The 20,940-nt window shown below is 72.3% G+C and carries 21 protein-coding genes; 4 read left to right on the top strand and 17 right to left on the bottom strand.

All coding sequences use genetic code 11. The annotated features are described in order from the left end of the window. Positions 1 to 178 precede the first annotated feature (178 nt). Entirely contained in the window at positions 179 to 3,022 is a 2,844-nt protein-coding gene (locus ACWD4G_RS32820; RefSeq protein WP_451299927.1) for a helix-turn-helix transcriptional regulator, read from the top strand. A gap of 67 nt (positions 3,023 to 3,089) precedes the next feature. Here the strand turns inward: ACWD4G_RS32820 and ACWD4G_RS32815 are convergent, their stop codons facing one another. Continuing rightward, the gene (locus ACWD4G_RS32815) at positions 3,090 to 3,755 is read right to left on the bottom strand and encodes an SDR family NAD(P)-dependent oxidoreductase (protein ID WP_451299925.1); all 666 of its coding nucleotides are present in this window, start codon (positions 3,753 to 3,755) and stop codon (positions 3,090 to 3,092) included. Between the two features lie 398 nt (positions 3,756 to 4,153). Here ACWD4G_RS32815 and ACWD4G_RS32810 point away from each other — a divergent pair, with 398 nt between their 5' ends. Next, positions 4,154 to 6,223 (top strand): ATP-binding cassette domain-containing protein, encoded by a 2,070-nt coding sequence (locus ACWD4G_RS32810; RefSeq protein ID WP_451299923.1) that lies wholly within the window; start codon positions 4,154 to 4,156, stop codon positions 6,221 to 6,223. A 55-nt stretch (positions 6,224 to 6,278) separates the two neighbouring features. Here the strand turns inward: ACWD4G_RS32810 and ACWD4G_RS32805 are convergent, their stop codons facing one another. The 12 genes from ACWD4G_RS32805 to ACWD4G_RS32750 form a co-directional block, all read right to left on the bottom strand. Then, a complete protein-coding gene (locus tag ACWD4G_RS32805) occupies positions 6,279 to 6,788 on the bottom strand; it encodes a GyrI-like domain-containing protein (RefSeq protein WP_451299921.1) in 510 nt (169 codons plus the stop codon). Further along, entirely contained in the window at positions 6,785 to 7,600 is an 816-nt protein-coding gene (locus tag ACWD4G_RS32800) for an RNA polymerase sigma factor SigF (RefSeq protein ID WP_451299919.1), read from the bottom strand. Before ACWD4G_RS32800 ends, ACWD4G_RS32805 begins: the two co-directional genes overlap by 4 nt. Before the next feature lie 172 nt (positions 7,601 to 7,772). Then, positions 7,773 to 9,476 (bottom strand): complex I subunit 5 family protein, encoded by a 1,704-nt coding sequence (locus tag ACWD4G_RS32795; RefSeq protein WP_451299917.1) that lies wholly within the window; start codon positions 9,474 to 9,476, stop codon positions 7,773 to 7,775. Beyond that, positions 9,476 to 9,823, bottom strand: a complete 348-nt coding sequence (locus tag ACWD4G_RS32790) for a sodium:proton antiporter (protein WP_451299915.1) — start codon at positions 9,821 to 9,823, stop codon at positions 9,476 to 9,478. Before ACWD4G_RS32790 ends, ACWD4G_RS32795 begins: the two co-directional genes overlap by 1 nt. 10 nt (positions 9,824 to 9,833) lie before the next feature. Next, entirely contained in the window at positions 9,834 to 10,610 is a 777-nt protein-coding gene (locus ACWD4G_RS32785) for an MnhB domain-containing protein (protein ID WP_451299913.1), read from the bottom strand. Next, positions 10,607 to 10,873: a hydrogenase subunit MbhD domain-containing protein gene (locus ACWD4G_RS32780; RefSeq protein WP_451299911.1), complete on the bottom strand. Its 267-nt coding sequence runs from the start codon at positions 10,871 to 10,873 to the stop codon at positions 10,607 to 10,609. Before ACWD4G_RS32780 ends, ACWD4G_RS32785 begins: the two co-directional genes overlap by 4 nt. Continuing rightward, positions 10,866 to 11,330: a monovalent cation/H+ antiporter complex subunit F gene (locus tag ACWD4G_RS32775; protein WP_451299909.1), complete on the bottom strand. Its 465-nt coding sequence runs from the start codon at positions 11,328 to 11,330 to the stop codon at positions 10,866 to 10,868. The genes ACWD4G_RS32780 and ACWD4G_RS32775 overlap by 8 nt, the downstream gene beginning before the upstream one ends. Then, positions 11,327 to 11,509, bottom strand: coding sequence for a hypothetical protein (locus tag ACWD4G_RS32770; RefSeq protein WP_451299907.1), 183 nt, complete (start codon positions 11,507 to 11,509; stop codon positions 11,327 to 11,329). Before ACWD4G_RS32770 ends, ACWD4G_RS32775 begins: the two co-directional genes overlap by 4 nt. A gap of 179 nt (positions 11,510 to 11,688) precedes the next feature. Next, positions 11,689 to 12,030 (bottom strand): helix-turn-helix transcriptional regulator, encoded by a 342-nt coding sequence (locus tag ACWD4G_RS32765; protein ID WP_451299905.1) that lies wholly within the window; start codon positions 12,028 to 12,030, stop codon positions 11,689 to 11,691. A 213-nt stretch (positions 12,031 to 12,243) separates the two neighbouring features. Continuing rightward, complete coding sequence (locus ACWD4G_RS32760; protein WP_451299903.1) at positions 12,244 to 12,420, bottom strand: hypothetical protein; 177 nt, start codon at positions 12,418 to 12,420, stop codon at positions 12,244 to 12,246. A 149-nt stretch (positions 12,421 to 12,569) separates the two neighbouring features. Then, positions 12,570 to 15,023, bottom strand: coding sequence for a molybdopterin oxidoreductase family protein (locus ACWD4G_RS32755; protein ID WP_451299901.1), 2,454 nt, complete (start codon positions 15,021 to 15,023; stop codon positions 12,570 to 12,572). A gap of 293 nt (positions 15,024 to 15,316) precedes the next feature. Beyond that, a complete protein-coding gene (locus ACWD4G_RS32750) occupies positions 15,317 to 15,793 on the bottom strand; it encodes an SRPBCC family protein (protein ID WP_451299899.1) in 477 nt (158 codons plus the stop codon). 203 nt (positions 15,794 to 15,996) lie between these two features. On the opposite strand from ACWD4G_RS32750, the gene ACWD4G_RS32745 reads away from it, so the two are divergent. Further along, positions 15,997 to 16,560 (top strand): hemerythrin domain-containing protein, encoded by a 564-nt coding sequence (locus tag ACWD4G_RS32745; protein ID WP_451299897.1) that lies wholly within the window; start codon positions 15,997 to 15,999, stop codon positions 16,558 to 16,560. Positions 16,561 to 16,825: 265 nt separating this feature from the next. Here ACWD4G_RS32745 and ACWD4G_RS32740 read toward each other — a convergent pair whose 3' ends face one another. From ACWD4G_RS32740 to ACWD4G_RS32730, 3 genes are all read right to left on the bottom strand, one after another. Then, complete coding sequence (locus tag ACWD4G_RS32740) at positions 16,826 to 17,365, bottom strand: hypothetical protein (RefSeq protein WP_451299896.1); 540 nt, start codon at positions 17,363 to 17,365, stop codon at positions 16,826 to 16,828. Positions 17,366 to 18,005: 640 nt separating this feature from the next. Continuing rightward, positions 18,006 to 18,275, bottom strand: coding sequence for a hypothetical protein (locus tag ACWD4G_RS32735; protein ID WP_451299894.1), 270 nt, complete (start codon positions 18,273 to 18,275; stop codon positions 18,006 to 18,008). 101 nt (positions 18,276 to 18,376) lie between these two features. Continuing rightward, a complete protein-coding gene (locus ACWD4G_RS32730) occupies positions 18,377 to 19,735 on the bottom strand; it encodes an MFS transporter (RefSeq protein ID WP_451299892.1) in 1,359 nt (452 codons plus the stop codon). Positions 19,736 to 19,924: 189 nt separating this feature from the next. Between ACWD4G_RS32730 and ACWD4G_RS32725 the strand changes: the two genes are divergently transcribed. Then, positions 19,925 to 20,554 carry a TOPRIM nucleotidyl transferase/hydrolase domain-containing protein gene (locus ACWD4G_RS32725; protein WP_451299890.1) on the top strand — a complete coding sequence of 210 codons (630 nt, stop codon included), beginning with the start codon at positions 19,925 to 19,927 and terminating at the stop codon, positions 20,552 to 20,554. A 21-nt stretch (positions 20,555 to 20,575) separates the two neighbouring features. Here ACWD4G_RS32725 and ACWD4G_RS32720 read toward each other — a convergent pair whose 3' ends face one another. Then, a complete protein-coding gene (locus ACWD4G_RS32720) occupies positions 20,576 to 20,917 on the bottom strand; it encodes an SCO4225 family membrane protein (protein WP_451299888.1) in 342 nt (113 codons plus the stop codon). Positions 20,918 to 20,940: the final 23 nt, after the last annotated feature.

The following is a 20,940-nucleotide window of genomic DNA, read 5'->3' as shown; positions in this document are numbered from 1 at the left end:
GTATCGACTGACGGAATTTTTATTTCGGGACGAAGGCCGTTTCGATGAGCGAGTCACCCCTCCAAAATCATCCTGGACGCTCGGGCAGGGGTCGTGTAATCTCGGATTCGTTCATGCGTTCACAAAGTGAAATAGCAGTGAAATGTTCTCGGCCAGGCGATACGGGGAAGCGCTGACCGTGGTAACCAATGTATTTGACAGAACGCGCACCGAAGTTCTCGAACGGCAAGCTGAAATATCCGAGATCGAGAGAAAACTCGACGATCTGCGGGGCGGATTCGGCGGAGTGATAGCGGTCGAGGGCGCACCGGGTACGGGCAAGTCGAGTCTCCTCCACCACCTGCACTGCAAGGCCGTCGACAGCAAGTTCCTGGTACTCCATGCGAGAGGGAACGAATTCGAGGCCTCGTTCGCCCTGGGGGCCGTCGCGCAACTCATTGAATCCGCGATCGAGGACCCTTCGGGCGGGGATCTGTCCGCCCGACTCCACGCCTCGCGCATCGCGCATCTGCTGCACGGCGAACTGCCCGACGACGCGCACGCGGCGGAATGGCACGCACTGCTCCATGAATTACACCGGGTCTTTCTGGACCTCGCCGGTGACCGGCGCCTCGTCCTCGTGGTCGACGACGCGCAACTGGCCGATCTTCCCTCCTTACGGTTCCTCAGTTACCTCGCCGCCCGGGTCGGGCGGAGCCCCATCGTGCTGACCGTCGCCGTGGAGCCCCGGGGCCCCGGTCCGGCCGCCGACCTGCTGGGCGCCGTCGTCACCTCCTTCGAGTCGACCGTGCTCCGGCCGGCGCCGCTGAGTCTGCGGGCCCTGGAGCAGATGGTCGCGGAGACCGTCGGCGGACCCGACCCCCTGGCACTCGCCCGGTCCCTCTTCGAGGCGACCTACGGCAACCCGATGCTGGTGCGCGCCGTCCTCGACGAGGCGGCCACCGGGCCCGGGCGACCGGCCGGGCCCGGCCTGGACCGGCTGACCGCACGCGCCCCCCGCGGTCTCATCCGCTGGATCATCCGCAAGCTGCGCAGCCTCCCGGAAACCTCCCTCGAACTGGCCCAGGCCGTCGCGGTACTGGGCCGAGCGACAGAACCCTGGCTGGTGGAACGGACCACCGGCCGCGCCGACACCGGATTCGACAGGGCGCTCGCCGCGCTGATCGACACGGAGATCCTGGTCGACGGACCGGTGCTGCGGTTCACCCACCCGCTGGTGCGCACGGCGGTCCAGGACAGCACCCCGCTGGTCACCCGCGGCCGGCTGCACGCCCGCGCGGCACAAGCGCTGGCCACCACCGGGGCCTCACCGGAGCAGATCGCCGGCCATCTGCTGGAGGCACCCGCCCAGGCCGACCAACGGACCGTCAGAAGCCTGCTGGACGCCGCCGCCGCGGCGACCGCGCGGGGCGAGCCCGACACCGTGTCCTATCTGCGCCGCGCCCTGCGCGAGCCCCCGGCCGACCGCAATCTGCCGATGGTCCTGAGCCGCCTCGGCACGGCGGAGCTGTCCGTCGACCACGAGGCGGCCGCCGCACACCTGAGGGAAGCCCTGGAGCACACCTCCGACGCGGACGCGCGCGGCACCGTCGCGCGCGATCTGGCCTGGGCGCTCGCCGCGGGCTCCCGGTTCGAGGAGGCCGTCACCGTACTGGCCGACACGATCATCGAACTCCCGACGTCCGACGCCGTCGTCGCGGACCTGCACGACGCGCTGTCCTGGATCGGCAGACTGTCCCCCGGCGCCCGTGACCTCCATCGGCAGCGCCTGGCCCAGATCCGCGAGCGGACGGCCGGGACGAGCTTCCCCGGGAACGTTCACGGCCTTCTCGAACACCTGTGGAACGGCACGGACGCCCGACGGATGGCGGACTCGGCCGACCGCCTCCTGCGCCAGACGGGCCTGCCCACCGAGAACGGCGTCGGCTGGGGCGCGGCCCTCACCGCGTCCTGGTCCCTCGCGCTCTGCGACCGGCTCCCGGAGGCCCACCGCGCCCTGCGGACGGTGACGGACGAGTCCCGGCGCCGGGGAGTCCATCTGTTCCACCTCGACCACTGCCTGCTGGCCTACGTCGAGTTGCAGCTCGGCCAGGTCTCCGCCGCCGCCGAACTCGCCGCGACGGCGCTGGAGGCGAGCGAGTCGGCGGGCCGCCCCACGATCGCGCAACCGATCGCGGCGGCCGCCCTCGTCGAGTCACTGATCGAGTTGGGCGAACTGGAGCGGGCCACCACCGAGCTGTCCGACCGTGAGCTGCTCCACGGCGAGAGCGACACCTCCGTCCACCTCCCTCTGCTGCGCGCCCGTGGACGGCTGCGGGTCGCCCTCGGGCAGACCGACGCCGGGGTGGCCGACCTGCTGAGGGGACGGGGACTCGACGCGGAACTCGGTCCGGCGGCGGGGTCGGTCGGTCTGTGGACCCCGCTCATCACGGCCCTCCACCGAGGCGGACGGGTGCGGGAGGCACAGGAGTTGGGCGAGGAGGAACTCGCCCGTGCGCACACCTTCGGAGCGGCCCGCCCCCTGGCCGTCGTACTGCGGACCCTGGCCGCGACCTCGGACCCGGACCGCGCCCTGCGACTGCTGGACGAGGCCGTCGACCTGCTGGACGGCTCACCGGCCCTCCTCGAACGGGCCCGCACCCTCTACGTCCACGGCAGGCTGCTGGGCAGGGCCGGCAAGACCTCGACGGCACGCGGGCAACTCCGGCTCGCCGTCGAACTGGCCGGTGAGTGCGGGGCGTACGCCCTGCACAACCGGGCCCGGGAGGAACTGCTGTCACTCGAAGCCCCGGCCCGGGGCCCGGGCCGCCGCAAACGGTCTCCGTCCGCACTCACGCCCTCCGAGGAGCGGGTGGCGGCCCTCGCCGCCGAGGGCCTGAGCAACCGGGACATCTCACAGACGCTCTTCGTGACGGTCAAGACGGTGGAGTGGCACCTCACACAGGCCTACCGAAAGCTCGGCATCGTCTCACGGGAGGACCTCGCCCGGGCCCTAGGAGCGTCGGCCGCGGAGGGGCGCTGAGGAGCCCTGAGGGGTCGCGGGTGGGTGGGCTGTCGCGGGCCTCCTGCCCGTACCGATCCCGTTCGGGTCAGGAGTCGAGGTCGTCGGCGAAGTGACGGAAGCCCTGGCGGTCCTCGTGCATGCCCCACAGCGCGTCGGCGAGTACGGCCGGGTCCTTGCGGGGGTGGCCGGGGACGATCGCGCCGGGGATGATCAACTGCCCGACGTGGATGCCCTCGGCGGCGAGCGTGTCATGGAGCATGCGGCCGTAGGCGCTCTCGGCGGCGAAGGCGATCGATGTGCCCGCCCGGTCGGGATGCGGAACGGCGGCGGTGCCGCCGTTGACGAAGAGGACGGTGCCGCGCCCCAACTCCCGCATCCCGGGCAGCACATGGCGTACGGCGGTGACGGGGCCGTACACCGAGAACTCGATCGGACCCCGGAGGCCGTCGGCGGTGGTGTCCAGCACCGGGCGCATGAACTCCGCGTGCGGGAGCGGGCTGTACTGGAGGATCTCGACCGGGCCGAGCGTCGTGTGGGCCGCGTCCAGCGCCGCCCGCAGCGTCTCGGGGTCGCGTACGTCGGCTGCGAAGCCACGCGCGGTGACGCCCTCGTCGGCCAGCTCGGCGGCAAGGGCGTCGAGTCGGGTCCGGTCGCGGGAGATGAGGGCGACATCGTGGCCCGCGCGTCCGAACCGCCGGGCCACAGCGGCTCCGAGGCCGGGTCCGGCTCCGATGACGGCGATGGTGGTCATGGTGAGTCCTTGGGTGTGGAGGTGTCCGACACGAGGGGCACGCATCGGCGGACCTCAGCATGACGGCACCCGCGTCTCCGCTCACCTCCGGGGACCCGGACGGGACGGCGGAGCCCGTTCGGCGAGCGGTCGAACACCACGTCACGGTGGTATCAACCGGCAGCATCGAGGGCCACACCCGGTGACCGAACCTTCGTCCGAAATTCTCCCGCCGTCCCCCGTGACGGCTTCCTGATCAGGCGCGTTGATGAAACACCGAGCGCGCCCGATCGACCACAGGAGGTCGCCATGCATCCTGTCCCGCTCCCCCGCCCGATTTCCCCCGTTTTCGAACACCGAGCGACGGCCGTCCCGGCGTCCGGCGCGGATACGTCCCGACGTGCCCCGAGGTGGGGGGCATGACGGACCGGGAACCGGAACACCTGCTGTCGCCGTCGCCCCGATCCGAGGCCGGAACCGAGGCCAAGGCCAAGGCCAAGGCCAAGGCCGAGCCCGAGCCCGCAGCCCCTGCCCCTGCCCCTGCCGCACCCGCACCCGCACCCGCACCCGCACCCGCACCCGCACCGACTGTCCTCCCCACCCCGCGTGACGCGTCCGGCGCCACGGCGCCGCACCGGCTGCCGCCGCCCCCGCCGGCGGAGTTGCGCTACGGCGGCCGGTACGGGAAGAACCCGTTGGCGGACGCCTCGTTCGCGGCGATGTGCCGACGCCTGCCGACGGTGTTGCGTCAGACGGCCAGGATGGCGTGGGCCATCGACCGCCGCGCCGTACTCCTGCTGGCCGTCTGCCAGATCGCCATCGGGGTGTGCGCGGCACTGCAGTTGTCCTCGACGACCGACGCGATGCGGTCGATCCTGGCGGCGGGCGAGGCCGCCGAGCGGCTGCGGGCGGCGTTGCCCGCGCTGGTGGTGATCGCGCTGGCGGCGGCGGGCGGACGGGTGGCGTCCGCGCTGACGTCGTACGCGGACGGCCGGATCACTCCCCCGCTGACGACCGAGGCGGACAGTTCCCTCGTCGAGGCGGTGTGCCGGATGGAGGCCGCCGCGCGCGACGAGGACGGCTGCGCGGACCGGGAGGAGGCCGCCGAGATGGGGGTGGTCCGCAGCCGGCTGCTGGTGCAGGACGCCACCCGTCTGACGGCCGCCGCCGTCCGTATGGTCACCGCGAGCGGGGTGCTGACGGTGCTGCATCCGCTGATGCTGCCGCTGCTGTTGCTCGCCGTGGTCCCCGCCGGGGTGGGCGCAGTCCTGCACGCGAAGGTCACGTACGAGACCCACTACGCCAATGTGGGTGACCGCAACGTGCGGCAGAACATGCGGGGTTGGGCCACGTCGCGGAAGTTCGCCGACGAGATCCGCGCCAACGGCATGACGGGGTATCTCGTGTTCTGGTACCGCACGATCTCCGAGCGGATCGACGCCCGTACGCTCGCCGCCGCGCCCAGGATGCTGCGGATCACCTTGGTCAGCGCGGCGATCGGCGGGGTGTTCCTGGTGCTGACGTGGGCCGCGTTGGCCGCGCTGGTGATGGGCGGGCGGATCGAGGCGGCGATCGCCGCGACCGCTGTCGTCGCCGTGCAGACCACGGTGGCCGCCCTCAGCCAACTCGTCGTCTACGGCGCGGCGATGTTCCACAGCGCGCTCTATCTGGCCGACATGGACACCTTCTTGTCGTACGCCGCCCGACGCGCCCCGCACCGGGGGACCTCGGGCCTGACGGGTCCGCTCGAAGAGGTCGCCGTGGAGGAGGCGGTGTACACCTACCCGGGCAAGGAGAGCCCGGCCGTGGCCGGGGTGTCCCTGACGGTGCGCCGGGGCGAGATCGTGGCCGTGGTGGGGGAGAACGGTTCCGGGAAGTCGACCCTGACGCGGCTGCTCACCGCGGTCTTCCTCACCGACAAGGGCAGGGTCGGCTGGAACGGCCACGACGTCGCCGGTCTCGACCCGCACCGGCTGTGGGACATGGCGGGGCTGGTGCCGCAGAACTTCGCGCAGTGGCCCCTGTCGGTCAGGGACAACGTCACCCTCGGCCAGCCCCGGGAGGAGGGCGACGACCTGGTGTGGCGGGCCCTGGACGCGGTGGGCCTGCGCGAGACCGTCGACGAACTGCCGGGCGGTCTGGACACGTTGCTGGCGCGGGAGCACTGGGGCGGGACGGAACTCTCCGGCGGGCAGTGGCAGCGTCTGGCCTGCGCCCGTGCCCTGTACCGGGGTGCGGGCCTGCTCATCCTCGACGAGCCGACCAGCCAACTGGACGCCCGGGGCGAGCACATCATCCTCGAACGGATCAAGGCCATCGGCGGCGGCTGCATCACGATCGTCGTCACCCACCGCATGGAGAACACCAAGGTCGCCGACCGGATCGTCGTCATGGAACACGGCCGGATCTCCGAGCACGGCACCTACGAGGAACTGGCCCACGCGGGCGGCCTGTTCGCCGAACTCCTGACCCTCTCCCAGGACCGCTGACCGCCCGTACGGGTGCCGCGCCCTCCCACTCGGGCGCGGCACCCCCCCGATTCCGTCACGTGACGTGCTCCGTCAACGGCCGGTTGAGTTCGGTACGGAGGTCACGGGGGTCCATGTCCGGCGTGGGCCGGGTGACATACGTCTCCCAACGGTCCTCCCCGGCGGACAGTCCCCGGGCCCGTATCCAGGCGTCCAGGCGCTCCCAGGAGGAGCCGAGGCCGTCGAACGGACCATGGTGCGTCAGCCTGGCGACCCGGCCGCCGGGCAGCGAGCCGGCCTCGACCCCGCCCTCCGGCCGTACCACGCGGTCCGTGACGAAGCCGACCTCCAGGTCCAGGGTGTCCCCCGGCCCCGGCCCACCGTGGTACAGCCCGAAGGCGGGGCTCAGTACGGTGATCCGCTGCGCCTCGACGATCCGGGCCAGGGCGCCGAAGGAGGCATCGAAGAAGTCACGCAGGCCGGAGAGCGCGACGACACCGCGCACGACCGCCGTCGTCGCCCCCTCCAGCTCCACGATCTCCGGCTCCGCCGGAGCGCTCGGTGGCCGGGAGCCGCCGGCCGTCATGCCGCCCTCGTCCCGGCGGTCTCGACGGTGTCGGACATGACCTCCTCCCGGAGCCGGGCGAAGCAGCGGGTGAGCAGTCGGGAGACATGCATCTGGGAGATGCCCAGTTGCTGGGCGATGTGGCTCTGGGTCATCCCGCCGAAGAAGCGCAGATAGAGGATGGTCCGTTCCCGCTCGGGGAGTCCGCGCAGACAGGGGGCCACGGCGAGGCGGTCGACGATGGAGTCGTATCCCGAGTCCGAGGCGCCCAGGGCGTCCGCGAGGGAGTACCCGTCCGTGCCGGGCATCTCGGCATCGAGCGACAGCGTCGAGAAGCACGTGAGGGCGTCCATCCCGGTGCGTACGTCGCTCTCGCTGAGCTGGGTGTGTTCAGCGATCTCGGCGATCGTCGGCGCCCGGCCGGGTGTCGTCTGCGCCAGTTCCCGCGAGGCCCGGCGCACCCGGTTGCGCAGATCCTGGACGCGGCGCGGTACGTGCAGGGCCCAGGTGTGGTCGCGGAAGTGCCGCTTGATCTCGCCGGTGATCGTCGGCACGGCGTACGCCGCGAAGGCGCGGCCGCGCTCGGGGTCGTAGTGGTCGACGGCCTTCACGAGGCCGAGGGCCGCGACCTGGTAGAGATCCTCAAGGGGTTCGCCGCGCCGGCCGAAGCGGACGGCGATGCGCTCGGCCATGGGCAGCCAGGCGCGGACCAGCTCGTCCCGGAGGGAGTCATGATCCGGCCCGGCCGGAGTGTCCGCGAGGCGGACGAACGCTTCCGTGGTGTCGGGCGCGTCGTCATGGGGATGCTGTCGAGTTCTGCCGGTGCTACGCATCGAATGCGCCTCCGTCAGCAAGTGCTTTCAAAGGAAAGGCCTCCGGTCCGAAGCACTTCTGTACCGATTCCCCCTGCGATACCGGCAAAACATTTCAGGAAAAATCGGACGGAGATGGCCAGAATGCGGATACTTTCCGAAATCAAAGTATTTCGGAGGGTGATTTCGGGGCTCAATTCGCCAGCGGCGATCCGGGGCATACGGTTTCAGCCGCCGAGCACGGCCGGCAGGGCGCCGTGGCGCCGAGCAGCAGCCATGCCACATAGTCGCCGAGATGCCCGGACTGGAGATGGCGCAGGGGCTGGGCCCAGGTGGGGGCGGCGGCCCAGCGGGGGCGGGCGACGGCCAGGGCGGCGAGGGCGACGGCCAGGGCGGCGAGGGCGACGGCCAGGAGGGTGGAGAGCAGGCCGAGCAGCACTGCGGGCGCGGTCCAGTGCGCAGGGGGCGGCGGTTCGCCCGGTCCGGGTCCGGCCTCGCCCATGGCTCGGGCCACCGATGTGGCGAGGCCCGGGACGAGGCCCAAGGCGAGCGCGGCGGCCAGCAGCAGTGCCGGGACGGCCGCCATGGTGTCGGGTACGCGCCCCAGTCGGCGCTCGGTCTCGGGCCGCTCCTCGGAGCCGGTCGTCTCGTACTCGTCCGCCTCGGCGGGGTGGGGCCCGGCTCCCCGGAAGACATGGGCCGTCACCCGCAGGACCGCCCCCGCGGTGATCGCCGGCAGGATCACATACAGCACGGTGAGCGGCACGCCGACGGTCTCCTCGACCAGGGACTTGCCCAGCGCCGTGCCGAACGGCGGCAGTCCGGCGAGACCCAGCGCGCCCACCGCGAACATCGCCCCGACCCCGCGCATCCGGCCGGCGGCTCTGCCGTGCAGGGTGTGTTCGTCGACGCTGCCGTAGCGGTCGAGGAGGGTGCCCGCGCAGGCGAACAGCGCGGCCTTCACCCCGGCGTGGCCGAGGACGTAGAGGGCGACGCCGGTGTCGGCGGCCGGGTCGAGGACTCCGACGCCGGTGAGGAACAGGCCCATGTGGGCGACCGTGGAGTAGGCCAGCAGCCGTTTGATGTGCCGCTGGTACCAGCACATGACCGCGCCCAGCACGGCCGTGACCACCCCGAGGGTCACCAGGGCGCGCTCCAGATCGGCCGCCGGGATTCCGCCAGGCCCGGCGAACACGGTGGTGTACACCCGCCACCCGCCGTAGGCGCCGAGTTCCACCATGACGCCGGAGAGCAGCATGCACACGGGGCTGGGGGCGACGGCGTGCGCGTCGGGGAGCCAGAAGTGGAACGGCGTCGCGGCGGCCTTCACCAGCAGTCCGGTCATCACCAGCACGAACGCGGCGAGCACGAGGGCGTACGCGCCGAGGGAGTTGACGACGCCGAAGGTCAGGGCGCCCTGGACGGCCTTGGCCTCGTCGATGCGATGGCCGGTGAGCGCGTAGGCGACGACGCCCATCAGTTCGAGCCACACGAACGCGTTGAAGAGGTCCCCGGCGGTGGCGAAGCCGCACATGCCCGCCTGGAAGACCAGCATCAGGGCGGGGAAGGAGCCCGCGTGGCGGCGGGGCGGTTCGTCGAAGTAGCGCCAGGAGTACGCCAGTGCCGCGAGGGTCAGCAGCGAGGCGAGGGCGGCCATGCCGAGCGCCGGGCCGTCGCCGGTCAGGACGATGCCGAGCCCGGCCGGCCAGGCGCCGGCCGTTTCGACGAGGGGCGGTGAGGAGTCCGGCAGCAGCGCCAGTGCGAGGGCCGCGCCGCCGCCGGAGACGGCGCAGGCGGTGGCGTCGGCGGCGGGGCGGGGCAGCCGGCGCCCGACGACCACCAGCAGCGCGGCGCCCAGCAGCGGCACCGCGGTGAGCAGGGGGAGCAGATGCCGCATCAGCCGCGCAGCTCCGTCAGCTCGTCGGGGTCGACCGTGCCGTGCCGTTTGGCGATCTGCAGGACGAGCGCGAGCAGCAGCGCGGTGAGGGTGGCGCCGACGACGACATCGGTGAGGGCGAGGGCCTGCACCACGGGGTCCACCAGCGGACGGCTGCCGGGTCTCAGATCGGAGAAGACGGGGGCGGTGCCGCCGTCGCGGTAGCCCACGGCCAGCAGCAGGACGTACGTGGCCGACTGGCACACGGACAGACAGCCGACGGCGTGGATCAGATTCCTGCTGGTCGCGAGGCCGTGACAGCCGACCAGGAAGATCCAGGCGGCGACCAGATACGGCAGAACACTCATCACACCTTCCTCAACTCCCCTGCTCCCCCTCGGTCTTGTGCCTCCTGTCGGTCCCGTCCTCCTCCTCGATCTCGACGGCCTGGTCGAGGAAGCGGGCCAGCAGCACCACGACCGCGCTCGCCACCTCCACGCCGACGGCCGCGTTCAGCAGGGGCACGGTGCCGCCGGACGACAGCGTGTTGAACGTGCCGTACGGCAGCAGGGTGTTCGCCAGGAACGCGGTGCCGGCGAGCACCGCGGCGAGGCCCACGATCACGTACGCGCACACCGCGAGCGCGTCCGCGACCTCGAACACCCCGACGGGCCGCACCCGTTCCAGCGCCCGGTAGTCGGCGCCGAGGTACAGCAGATGCAGGGCGGTCGCGGCGACGACCCCGCCCTGGAAGCCGCCGCCGGGGCTGAGCTGGCCGTGGGCGACGACATAGCCGCCGGTGAGCAGGGCGATGGGCAGGGCGAGAAGGGCGTAGCGGCGTACGGGCCGGGCCACGTCGGCGGGTTCGGGCGGTTCCCGGTGTTCGTCGCGGGCCTGCCGCAGGAGGACGACACAGCCGAGGACCGCGGCGAAGAGGATGCTCATCCCTCCGAGGGTGTCGTAGGCGCGCAGATCGAAGTTGACGAAGGCGACGGCGTTGGCGGTGTGCCGGTCGAGGGCGGCGCGGACGGCGCCGTCGCCGTAGGGATGCAGGGGTCCGCCGAAGGAGGGCAAGTCGAGGCAGGCGCCGACCAGCAGCGCGGCCAGGCCCGCTCCGCCGACGGCCAGCACCCACAGCCGCAGCCGGCGGTTCACCCGTCCCCGTCCTGGTGCGTGGTACGGCCGCGCCGTCTGACCCTGCGGACGGACAGCATGATCAGCAGCGGGGTGAGGGCCGCGCCGACCGCCAGTTGGGAGAGGCCGACGTCGGGGGCCTGGAGCACGGTGAACAGGACGGCGAGGACGACGCCGAGCACGGACAGGACGAGGGCCTGGTGGGCCGGGTCGCGGGTGAGGACGGCCGCCGTGGCGGTGGCGGCCGTGCGGAGCAGGACGACGACGATCACCGCGTCAGCCACGGCGCACCTTCCGGAAGCCGCCCGCCAGGGCTCGGGAGGCGACGAGGTTCCCGCCGATCAGCAGGGCGCCGGTGACCAGGACCTTCACCATGGCCCGGCCGGGTTCGGCCGCCGCGCACACGACCGCCACGACGACCGCGCTCCCGCCCACCGCCGTCAGCACGGTCCCCCTGGCCGTGGGTCGGCCGCCTTCGAGGTCGTCCGCGAGGAGCCGGGCGAAGACGAGCGTGCCGATGGGGCCCAGCAGGGCCAGCGGCAGGGCGAGGGCGACGTAGGAGGGGCGGTCGTAGCCCTGGGCGAGCAGCAGCAGGCTCGGACAGACGACCAGGGTGGTGAGGTTCTGGGCGACGACCCGCCGGGAGAGGGGCCCGCCGGAGACACCCCACAGGGCTGCCGTGAGGCCCACGCCGAGCAGTACGGTCGCCGCCACGATCCAGCCGTTGGTCGAGCCGTTCACCGCCAGGTCACCACCCGCCGCCCGGCCCGCGCGGCGACGGCACCGGCGAGCGCGATCCCCGTGCCGACCAGGAGCTCCAGGGGGTCGACGGTGCTGATGAGCACCAGCCAGAGCAGCAGGAGGCCCGTCCACCAGACCGCGAGTTCACCGAGGGCCACCAGGACCGTTCGCCGTGCCACCGCCATCTCCTCGCCCGCCGCCGCCGACCGGCATCCAAGCACCACCGGGGACGGCCCGACGCGGCGACGCGCAGGCCGGGCCGTCATCAGTGCCCGAGAACGGCGACGGCACGGGTGCCCGGCGCGGGAGGACCGAAACGGCGAAGGAGGCGTCGAGGGAAGTCCCGGGCGGCCCGGGGTCATCGGTCCGCCGGGGCCTCCCCGGCCATGCTGTTGCCTTCGGCCTCGACCTTGACCAGCATCGACAGCAGCGAGGCCACGGTGAGACCGGCCTCGGCGGGGTGGCGCAGGATCTTGCTCTGATCGATCCGGTAGTCGTTCTCGCGCCCACGGCGGGTGCGGGAGAGATAGCCGTCCCGCTCCAGATCGGAGATGACCTTCTGGACGGCGCGTTCGGTGAGCCGGCAGCGCTCCGCGATGTCCCGGATGCGGGTACGGGGGTTGTCGGCGATGGCCGCCAGGACACGGGCGTGGCTGGTGAAGAACGTCCATCCGCTGTGCGACTCAGGCATTCCACCCACTCCTCGATCTCCGCCGCCGGCACACGAGTACCCCGTACGGCACAGGAACCACGGCCCGGGGCCGGCGGAGCCCGGCGAGGAGGGGGTGATGAGGCCGGTCATGGGGGTGGGTGGGCGGACATGGGCGGAGGGCCGGAGGACATCGGCGTCCTTCGGCCCTCCGCCGCCCCTGTTCCCTCGGCTCGTCCCCGTCGTGCGGCTCTACGGGAAGGCTCAGTCCTCGCCCCGGACGATGTTCCCCTCCCGGCCGGCGGAGAGGGCGGGCGGGGCGCTCCCGTCGACGAGTGCGGCGACGCAGGTGCGCACCTTCCGCTCCCGGACACGACGGGCCTTCGCCCAGCCGGTCTCGGCCACTCGGACGTCGGACTTCTCCTTGGTGTCCCTGGTCACGAGGTCTCATCTTCCTTCTCTGCGAACGGAATTCCCCAGCTCCCGTATCGACCTGGGGAATTCCGGAACGAGGCATGGACGCCGGGTTTCCCGATCCGGCGAAGGCAAACCTGACGGCCGGGGAAGACCGTTTCCGCCTGTGCCGGTCATCACCGGGTGTGCTGGCGGGCCATGGCCGAGGGGCCTCCGCCGGTGGGTGGGGCGGAGCGCGGGTCGGCCGGGGCGGAGGCCGTGGTCGTCGGGGCCGGGGAGACGGTTCCGTCGCCGGGTTCGACGAGGGCGAGTCGGGCGGCGGCGGTCTTGAACAGGGGCTGTTTGGAGACCGGGTCCCAGTCGGTGACGGTGGTCTCGTTCGCGGCCCGGCCGCCGTCCTTGCCGGGGTGGTGGCCCTCCGGGGTGTCCCAATAGCCGTAGTGGAACGGCAGGAAGACCGTGCCGTCGCGGATGCCGGTGATCCGCAGCCGTCCGCGCACGGAGCCACGGGGGCTGGTGACCTCGACCAGATCGCCCTCGGCGACACCGTGCCGGTCGGCCTCGGCGGCGGAGAGTTCCACCCACACCTCGGGTGCGGCGGCGTTCAGTTGGGGGGTGCGGCCGGTCTTGGTGCGGGTGTGGAAGTGGTAGAGGGTGCGCCCGGTGGTCAGTTGCAGCGGGTACGCGGCGCTGGTCGTCTCGTCGGGCGGGACGTAGGTGGCCGGCTTCAGCACGGCCCTGCCGTCGGGGTTGAGGGACCGGTACTCCTCCTCGGGCACCGGATCGCCCGTCATCAGGTCCTTGCCGTAGGTCTCGCAGACGTCGGCGGCGGCCCAGGGGATGCCGTCGGTATAGAGCCGCTCGGTGCCGTCGGGGTTCTCCTCGGTGCAGGGCCACTGGATGCCGTCCGCGCCGCGCAGCCGCTCGTAGGTGAGACCGGTGTAGTCGCAGGGGCGGCCCCGGCCGCACTCCTTCCACGCCTCGAACGCCGACTCGGGGTCGTGCCAGGACACGAGCGGGCGGCCGTCCTTGTCACGGAAGTCCATCCTGCGGGCGTAGTCGAGCAGGATGTCCAGGTCGGGGCGGGCCTCGCCGGGCGGATCGACGGCCCGCTCGGAGAGGTGGACGGTGCGGTCGGTGTTGGTGAAGGTGCCGGTCTTCTCGCCCCAGGTCGCCGCCGGCAGTACGACGTCGGCGAGTTGGGCGGTCTCGGTGAGGTACAGGTCCTGGACGACGGTGAACAGCCGTTCCTGGCCGAGGATGGCGCGGACGCGGTGGAGTTCGGGCAGGGAGACCGCCGGGTTGGTGCCGGAGATCCACAGCAGCCGGATCGAGCCCTCCTCGGCCCGGCGGAAGATCTCCATGGTGTGGGTGGGCGGGCCGTCGTGCGGGATACGGGACGGTTCGACGTTCCAGAGGCGCGCGAGGTCGGCGACATGGCGGTCGTTCTGCCAGTTGCGGAAGCCCGGCAGATCGCCGTCGGCGCCGCATTCACGGGTGTTCTGGGCGGTGGGCTGGCCGTTCATCTGGAGGACGCCGCAGCCCGGCCGGCCGAGCATGCCGCGGATCAGCTGGAGGTTGTTGACCTGGCAGGCCGCGGCGGTGGCCTGGTGGGACTGGTAGACGCCCTGGAGGACGGTCGACAGCAGCCGCTCGGCTCCGCCGAGGATCTCGGCGGCCTCGATGATCCTCCCGGCCGGGATGTCGCAGACGCCCGCCGCCCATGCCGGGGTGCAGCCCGATACGCGCTCGGCGAGGTCGTCGTAGCCCACGGTGCGGGCGGCGATGAAGCCGGGGTCGATCCGGTCGGTGCGGATGATCTCGTAGAGCAGCGCGTTCAGCAGGGCCACGTTCGTGCCGCCGCGGGGTGCCAGATGGACGGTCGCGTGGCGGGCGACCGGGGTGGGCCGGGGGTCGACACACACCAGCTTCGGCGGGTCGCCGCCCGCCAGCCGGTCCAGGACGCGCATCCACAGCACCGGCTGGGTCTCGGCCATGTTGTGCCCGAACAGCGCGAGGGCGTCGGCGTGGTCGATGTCGGTGTACGAGGCGGGCTGGCCGTCGCAGCCGAAGGTCTCCTTGAGCGCCTCGGCGGCGGTCGCCGTGCACAGCCGGGTGTTGCCGTCGAGATGGGGCGTGCCGATCCCGGCGCGCGCCACGACCGCCAGGGTGTAGTACTCCTCCAGGAACAGCTGGCCGCTGGTGTAGAAACCGAGGGCGCCCGGTCCCCGCTCGCCGAGGAGTTCGCGGGAACGGGCGACGATCCCGGCCATGGCGGTGTCCCAGTCGCGGGCGACCAGGTGACCGTTCTCGCGGATCAGCGGGGTCGTGAGGCGGTCGGGCGCGTGGTTGGCCTGCCAGCCGAACAGGTCCTTCGGCCCGAGCCGCCCCCGGTTGACCCGGTCGCCGGGCCGGCCGCGCACCCCGGCGATCCGGCCGTGGACGACCGCGATGTCCATCGCGTCCCCGTTGGAGTGCAGCACCGACGCCGTCGGCACCCAGCGCTCCACCTCGTCCTCGGTGACACCCGGCGCCAGGAACGAGTCGACCCGCACGGGCCAGGGTTCACCGGGCGCGTACGGCGTCCGGTCGCCCCAGGGCCGCGCGATCCGGTCCACCTCGGGTCGCATCGACGTATCTGCTTCGGCTCGTTTCGCCGGGTCCCGCCCGGGCCGCGGGGACGGCTCGCCCTCAGGTCGCACCGATGTCTCCCCTTCGGCTCGTATCGCCGGGTCCCCCTCAACTCGCGGGGACGGCTCGCCCTCAGGTCGCACCGATGTCTCCCCTTCGGCTCGTATCGCCGGGTCCCCCTCAACTCGCGAGGACGGCTCGCCCTCAGGTCCCATCGACGTCTCCCCTTCGAAGTCGGTCGACGAGTCCCCTTCGGGCCGCGGCGGCGGGCCGCCCGGCGTCTCTCGCGCCGTCACAGCGGCCTGTCGTAGTCCTCGGGCCGGACCCGTCCGCGCCAGCCGCCGGTCTCCTTGCCTCGGCCTTCGATGTAGTCCTTGAAGCGACGCATGTCGCCCTTGACGCGTCGGTCGATCACGTTCAGCGCGTCCGCGCCCTTCTCGGCCATGCCCGTGGGCTCGATGTCCATGGTGAGTTCCACCCGGGTATGGGAGGCGTCCAGCTGTTCGAAGCGGACCGAGCCGCGCTGCCGGGTGCCGCCCTCCAGAGTGCGCCAGGTGATCCGGTCGTCCGGCAGCTGGTCGACGATCTCCGTGTCGAACTCCCGCCGGACCCCGCCGACCTTGGTGACCCAGTGGTTGTGCCGGGCGTCGAGTTGTCGTACCTCCTCGACACCCTCCATGAACTTCGGGAACTCCTCGAACTGGGTCCACTGGTTGTAGGCGGTGCGGACGGGAACCTCGACCTCCACCGCTTCCTTGACCGTGCTCATGGGTTCCTCCCTCTGCGTGGTCCACCACACCGGGGCTCGTCGGCCCCCGGCGTGTCCGTACGACACCGGGTACCCGGGTGGACGGCTCCAAGCCCCCTTCACCGAGGTGGACCGGGGCGCGGACGCGATCCGTGTGAGGCCACCGCCGCCGGGTACCCGGGGCCACGCCCAATGCCTGAAACCGCGACCGGAGGTGGAGAAGAATGGGACACGGCGGCAATGTGATCGACGAACTGGTGACCGATCACCGGGAGGTCGAGGAGTTCTTCGGCAAGATCGAGGCCCTGCCGTCCGGTGACAAGAACCGCAAGCTCTACGCCGACCAGGCCACGATCGAGTTGGTCCGGCACTCGGTGGCCGAGGAGGCCTACCTCTACCCGGCGGTGCGCAAGCACATGGAGGGCGGGGAGGCGCTCGCCGACAAGGAACTCGACGACCACGCCAAGGCCGAGCGGATCATGAAGGACCTGGAGAGCTGCGAGGCGGACGACCCCGAGTTCGACCGTCTGGTGGGCATGCTGATGAGCGAGATCCGCGCGCACATCACCGACGAGGAACAGAACCTCTTCCCGAGGCTGCGCGCCTCCTGCCCCGCCGAGGCCCTGGACGACCTGGGCGACAAGGTCCGCCAGGCCAAGAAGACGGCGCCGACCCGCCCGCACCCGTCGGCCCCGGACAAGCCACCGGCCAACAAGCTGCTCGCACCGGGCACCGGACTGGTCGACCGCCTGCGCGACGCGCTGACCGGGCGCGGCAAGTCGGCCTGAGAGGGTCACCGCCGGGACAACGGAGGACGGAACCTCCGCGCCGGGGGCGGTGCGACCGGCGGGTACGGACGACGAGACCTCCACGCCCGGGGGGCCGCGCCACCGCCGGGCACAGACCTCCACACCCGGGGCAGTGCCACCGGCCGGGACAGACCACCAGACCTCCACACCCGGGCGGTATGGGGCGGTATGACGGCGGGCACGGACGATGGAATCGGCGAGGTCCGCCTAGAGGAGACCGCCGCGTGCGAGTGGCGGACCGGGCTCAGGTCGGGACCGTGCGGCCAGGATGTCGGCGGTCGCCGAGGCGGGTGAGGAGTTGGGCGTGGTGCAGGCCCGTCACGGGGGCCAGGAGGTCGGGGTGTCGCAGCAGGGCCGCCGCCCGGCGGTCGTCCTCGTCGGGGACGAGCAGCCGCCGGAACTCCACCGGGGCGACCGCCGTGTGCTCACCGCCCGCGAGCGCGCCCACCGCGCGTCCGGCGAGGTCGGGATCGGTGAGCAGCGCCGCCGCCCAGCTCGCCACGACCTCGTCCACCCAGCTCCGCCAGGCGCTCTCCTCGTCCTGCTCCGGATCGCCCGATTCCGTACCGGTGAGCCAGTCGAGCCGCGCCGAACCCCCCGGGCCCGTCATCGCGACCAGTCCGGCGTCGAGCGCGGTCGGATAGCGCAGCCAGGCCGCGACCGTGACGGCCTGGCGGGCCTGCGCCTCGCACCGGGCCGTGGCGAGGACGCCACCGTGCGCCGGGAAAGCGGCGATCAGCCAGCGGGCCGTCGCCGCGACGAGGGGGGAGAGATCTGTGAGCACTGCCTACCGCACGAGCCTCGGAGAAGGGAACGGAGTCGCACACAGACGGTAGCCCGATGAGGGCACCGAGGACATGCCCACGGCCTTCCCCAAGGCGTGGCCCCGGCCACACCGGGCGCCGCGTCACGGTACGGGACGGAGGTCGTGGAACACCGTGACGGTGGACTCCGCGCCACCGGCCGCTCCCTCCCGGCGAACAGTCCGGCTGCGGACCGGCGACATGGAGCGACTAACGCCGACCCGCCGGCCGGGGAGGACCTGTGGATCTGCCCGGCCGCGAACGGTCACACCGAGGCGACCGGCATGGATGCCGCGGGACGGCGCCAGTATCTGTACCACCCCTGGTTCCGTGAGGAGCGGGAGGCGGCCCGCCCGCCGACGTGCCGTGAAGCGCGCGGTCCGCGAGGTGGCCGACCACGTCGGCAACACACCGGCGGTGTGCCGGGCCTCGTACATCAATCCCAGGGGCATGGAGCCGTACGAGGAGGGCCGCACCATCGGACCGGCACTGGAACGCCCGGGCGCCGACACCGGCTTCGGCCGCCCGGCCGCCCGGCCGCCCAGGGCGCGGTCGAAGCGGCGGTACTGCGGCTGCCGGCCTGAATCGGACCGGCTCCGCCCCGCCGCTGGCCCTCGCCGCTCAGCGTTTTCTGGAGCGGATGCGGGTCACGAGCAGAGTGCCGCTGACGACCAGGCCGACGGCGAGGATCTTGGCCGCCACGTAGTAGCCCGCCCACGCGCCGTCAGGGTCGGTGCCGCGCAGGACGAGCCAGACGGCGGCGCCCGCTCCGATCGCCGTGAACAGGGCGCCTCCGACCAGTCCGGTCGGCCCCCACCAGGCTCCCCCGTCGAAGCCGGGCGGTTCCTCCACACGCTCGTTCGCCGCTCGTTCTTCGCTCTGTTCGCTCATCTGCTCGCTCTCACTAGGGTGATCGGGAGCGTAGCCCGCCGCCGGCGGTGAACGCGCGGCGACGGGCCAGGAGATGAGCGGGGCGGGCGAGAATGGCCGGATCAGGCCGGGACGTTCTTCCCGGTGGCCGTGGCGGTGTGCTCGGCGGTGCGCTCGGCGAGCGAGTCCTCCTTGGTCTCGCGCAGGAACAGCAGGGCCAGTACGGTCGCGGCGGCGCCGCCGCAGAGGAGCAGCGACACCGGGGTGCTGCTGCCGCCGTTCCCCGCGACGAGGCTCTCGGCGATCATCGGGGAGAAGCCGGCGCCGATGAGGGTCGCGCCCTGGTAGCCGAGGGAGGCGCCGGTGTAGCGGACCTTGGTGCCGAACATCTCGGTGAGCAGGGCACCGAGCGGTCCGTACATCACCGACTGGGCGAAGCCGTGGCCGAGGACGACGGCGAGGATCAGCAGACCGGGCGACTTGGAGTCGACCAGGGAGAGCACGGGGAAGGCGAGGGCGGCGGAGGCGAGGGCTCCGGTGAGGACGACCGGGCGGCGGCCGACCCGGTCCGAGAGCGCGGACGCGGCCGGCAGGACGACGAGCGCGACGCAGGCGGAGACGGTGAGCGCGGTGAGTACCTGCGGTCGGGCGTAGCCGATGCCGGTGGCGTAGGCGATCATGTAACTGGTCAGCAGGGACTGCGCGGTGAAGGCGCCGATGCCCACGCAGGCGGCCAGCAGGACCGGGCGGGGGCGGCGCAGTACGTCGAGGATCGGCAGCCGGGACTCGGCCCCCTCCTTCTTCACCTCGGCGAACAGCGGGCTCTCGACCACCTTGAGCCGGACGAAGAGGCCGACGCCGAGGAGGACGACGCTCAGCAGGAACGGTACGCGCCAACCCCAGGCCGCGAACTGGTCCTTGGGCAGGGTGACGACGAAGGCGACGACGGCGGTGGAGAGCAGTGAGCCGAGCGGGGCGCCCATCTGCGTGAAGCTGGACCACAGTCCGCGCCGCTTCCGCCCGGCGTGTTCGACGACCATGAGGGTGGCGCCGCCCCATTCGCCGCCGATGGCGATGCCCTGGACGACACGGAGGGCGATCAGCAGCACGGGTGCCCAGACGCCGATCGTGTCGTAGGTGGGCAGCAGTCCGATGAGGAAGCTGGCGCCGCCCATCAGGCCCATGGTCAGCAGCAGCATCGACTTGCGGCCGAGCCGGTCGCCGAAGTGGCCGAAGATGACGCCGCCGAGGGGGCGGGCGAGGTAGCCGGCGGCGAAGGTGCCGAACGCGGCGATGGTGCCGACGGCGGGGTCGGCGCCCGGGAAGAAGAGTTCACCGAAGACGAGGGCGGCGACGGTGCCGTAGACGAGGAAGTCGTAGAACTCGACGGCGGTGCCGAGGAGTCCGGAGAGTGCGACACGACGCAGTTGCCGGCCTCGTTCTGCGTCCGTGAGCGGTGCTGCGACGGGGGACGTGGACATCGCGGTCTCCTGGGCGGAGGGGGAAGGACAGCGAAAATGTAGGCACCCCCATTGCGGTCGTCAATATTCTGCACAACATCGACTCGGATGGTGCGAGGGGGACGGCGAGCGGGCGCCCCGGGGGTCCTGATCGCCTCGGTGGCGGAAAACGTCTGGCGTGGGGGACGGGGAGGGGCACAGACTCGTGCCATGGGTGACATGGGGGCGTTCCGGGAGGCGGTCACCGCGTGGGCGGCCGGGGGCCTGGGTGATCCGGCGCGTGAGCCGGCCGAGCGGCTGGCCGAGCAGTTGTCCGTACGGACGGCCGTGCTGCTCGAAGGGCCGAGCGATGTCGCGGCCGTCGACGCGCTCGCCGCGCGGCACGGCCGGGATCTGGCGGCCGAGGGTGTGTGCGTGCTGACGATGGGCGGCGCCATGAACGTCGGCCGCTTCGCCCAGCTCCTCGGGCCCCCCGGGCTGGGCCTCGGCCTCACCGGACTGTGCGACGAGAACGAGCGCCGCTACTACGCCCGCGGTCTGGAGCGGGCCGGCGCGGCGCAGCGGGCGTTCTTCGTCTGCGCGGCCGATCTGGAGGACGAGCTGATCCGTGCGCTGGGCCCGGCACGGGTCGAGGAACTCGTCCGGGCGGAGGGCGATCTGCGTCCCCTGCGGACGTTTCTGCGCCAGCCCGCGCAGCAGGGCCGCCCCGCGCAGCAGCAGTTGCGGCGCTTCCTCGGCACCAAGAAGGGCCGCAAGATCCACTACGGCCGTGTGCTCGTCGAGGCGCTGGACCTCGACCGCGTCCCCGCGCCGCTCGACGATCTGCTGGCCGAACTCTGACCGGACGGTCGCCCTCGGCGTTCAGGACGCCGGGTGCGCCGTGTCGCCCCGGCGGAGGGCACGGGAGCAGAAGCCGATGAACGTGGCGTTGACCAGGGCGCCGATGGTGACGGCCAGCACGACCATCGCGGTGCCGTCCGGGAGGGCGAAGAGGATGAAGCTGGTCGGGGCGGTGGCCAGCAGCGGGATGACCCCCGCCATGGACTCGTCCGAGCTGTCGCCGACGGTCACCACGACCGCCCAGACGAGAAGGACGGCGCACAGCCCGAGATAGACGAGCGCGGCGATGTCGCTCAGGGCGTGGAGCACACGCCGGGGAAGGGAACGGCGGGGCAGGGAACGGCCGGGGTCGGCGGCGGTCACAGGGCTACTCCTGGGGGTCGCGA

Source organism: Streptomyces sp. NPDC002643, from assembly GCF_053592555.1.
The sequence above is the reverse complement of the archived record's forward strand: the minus strand, read 5'-3'. Positions and strand labels throughout refer to the sequence as shown.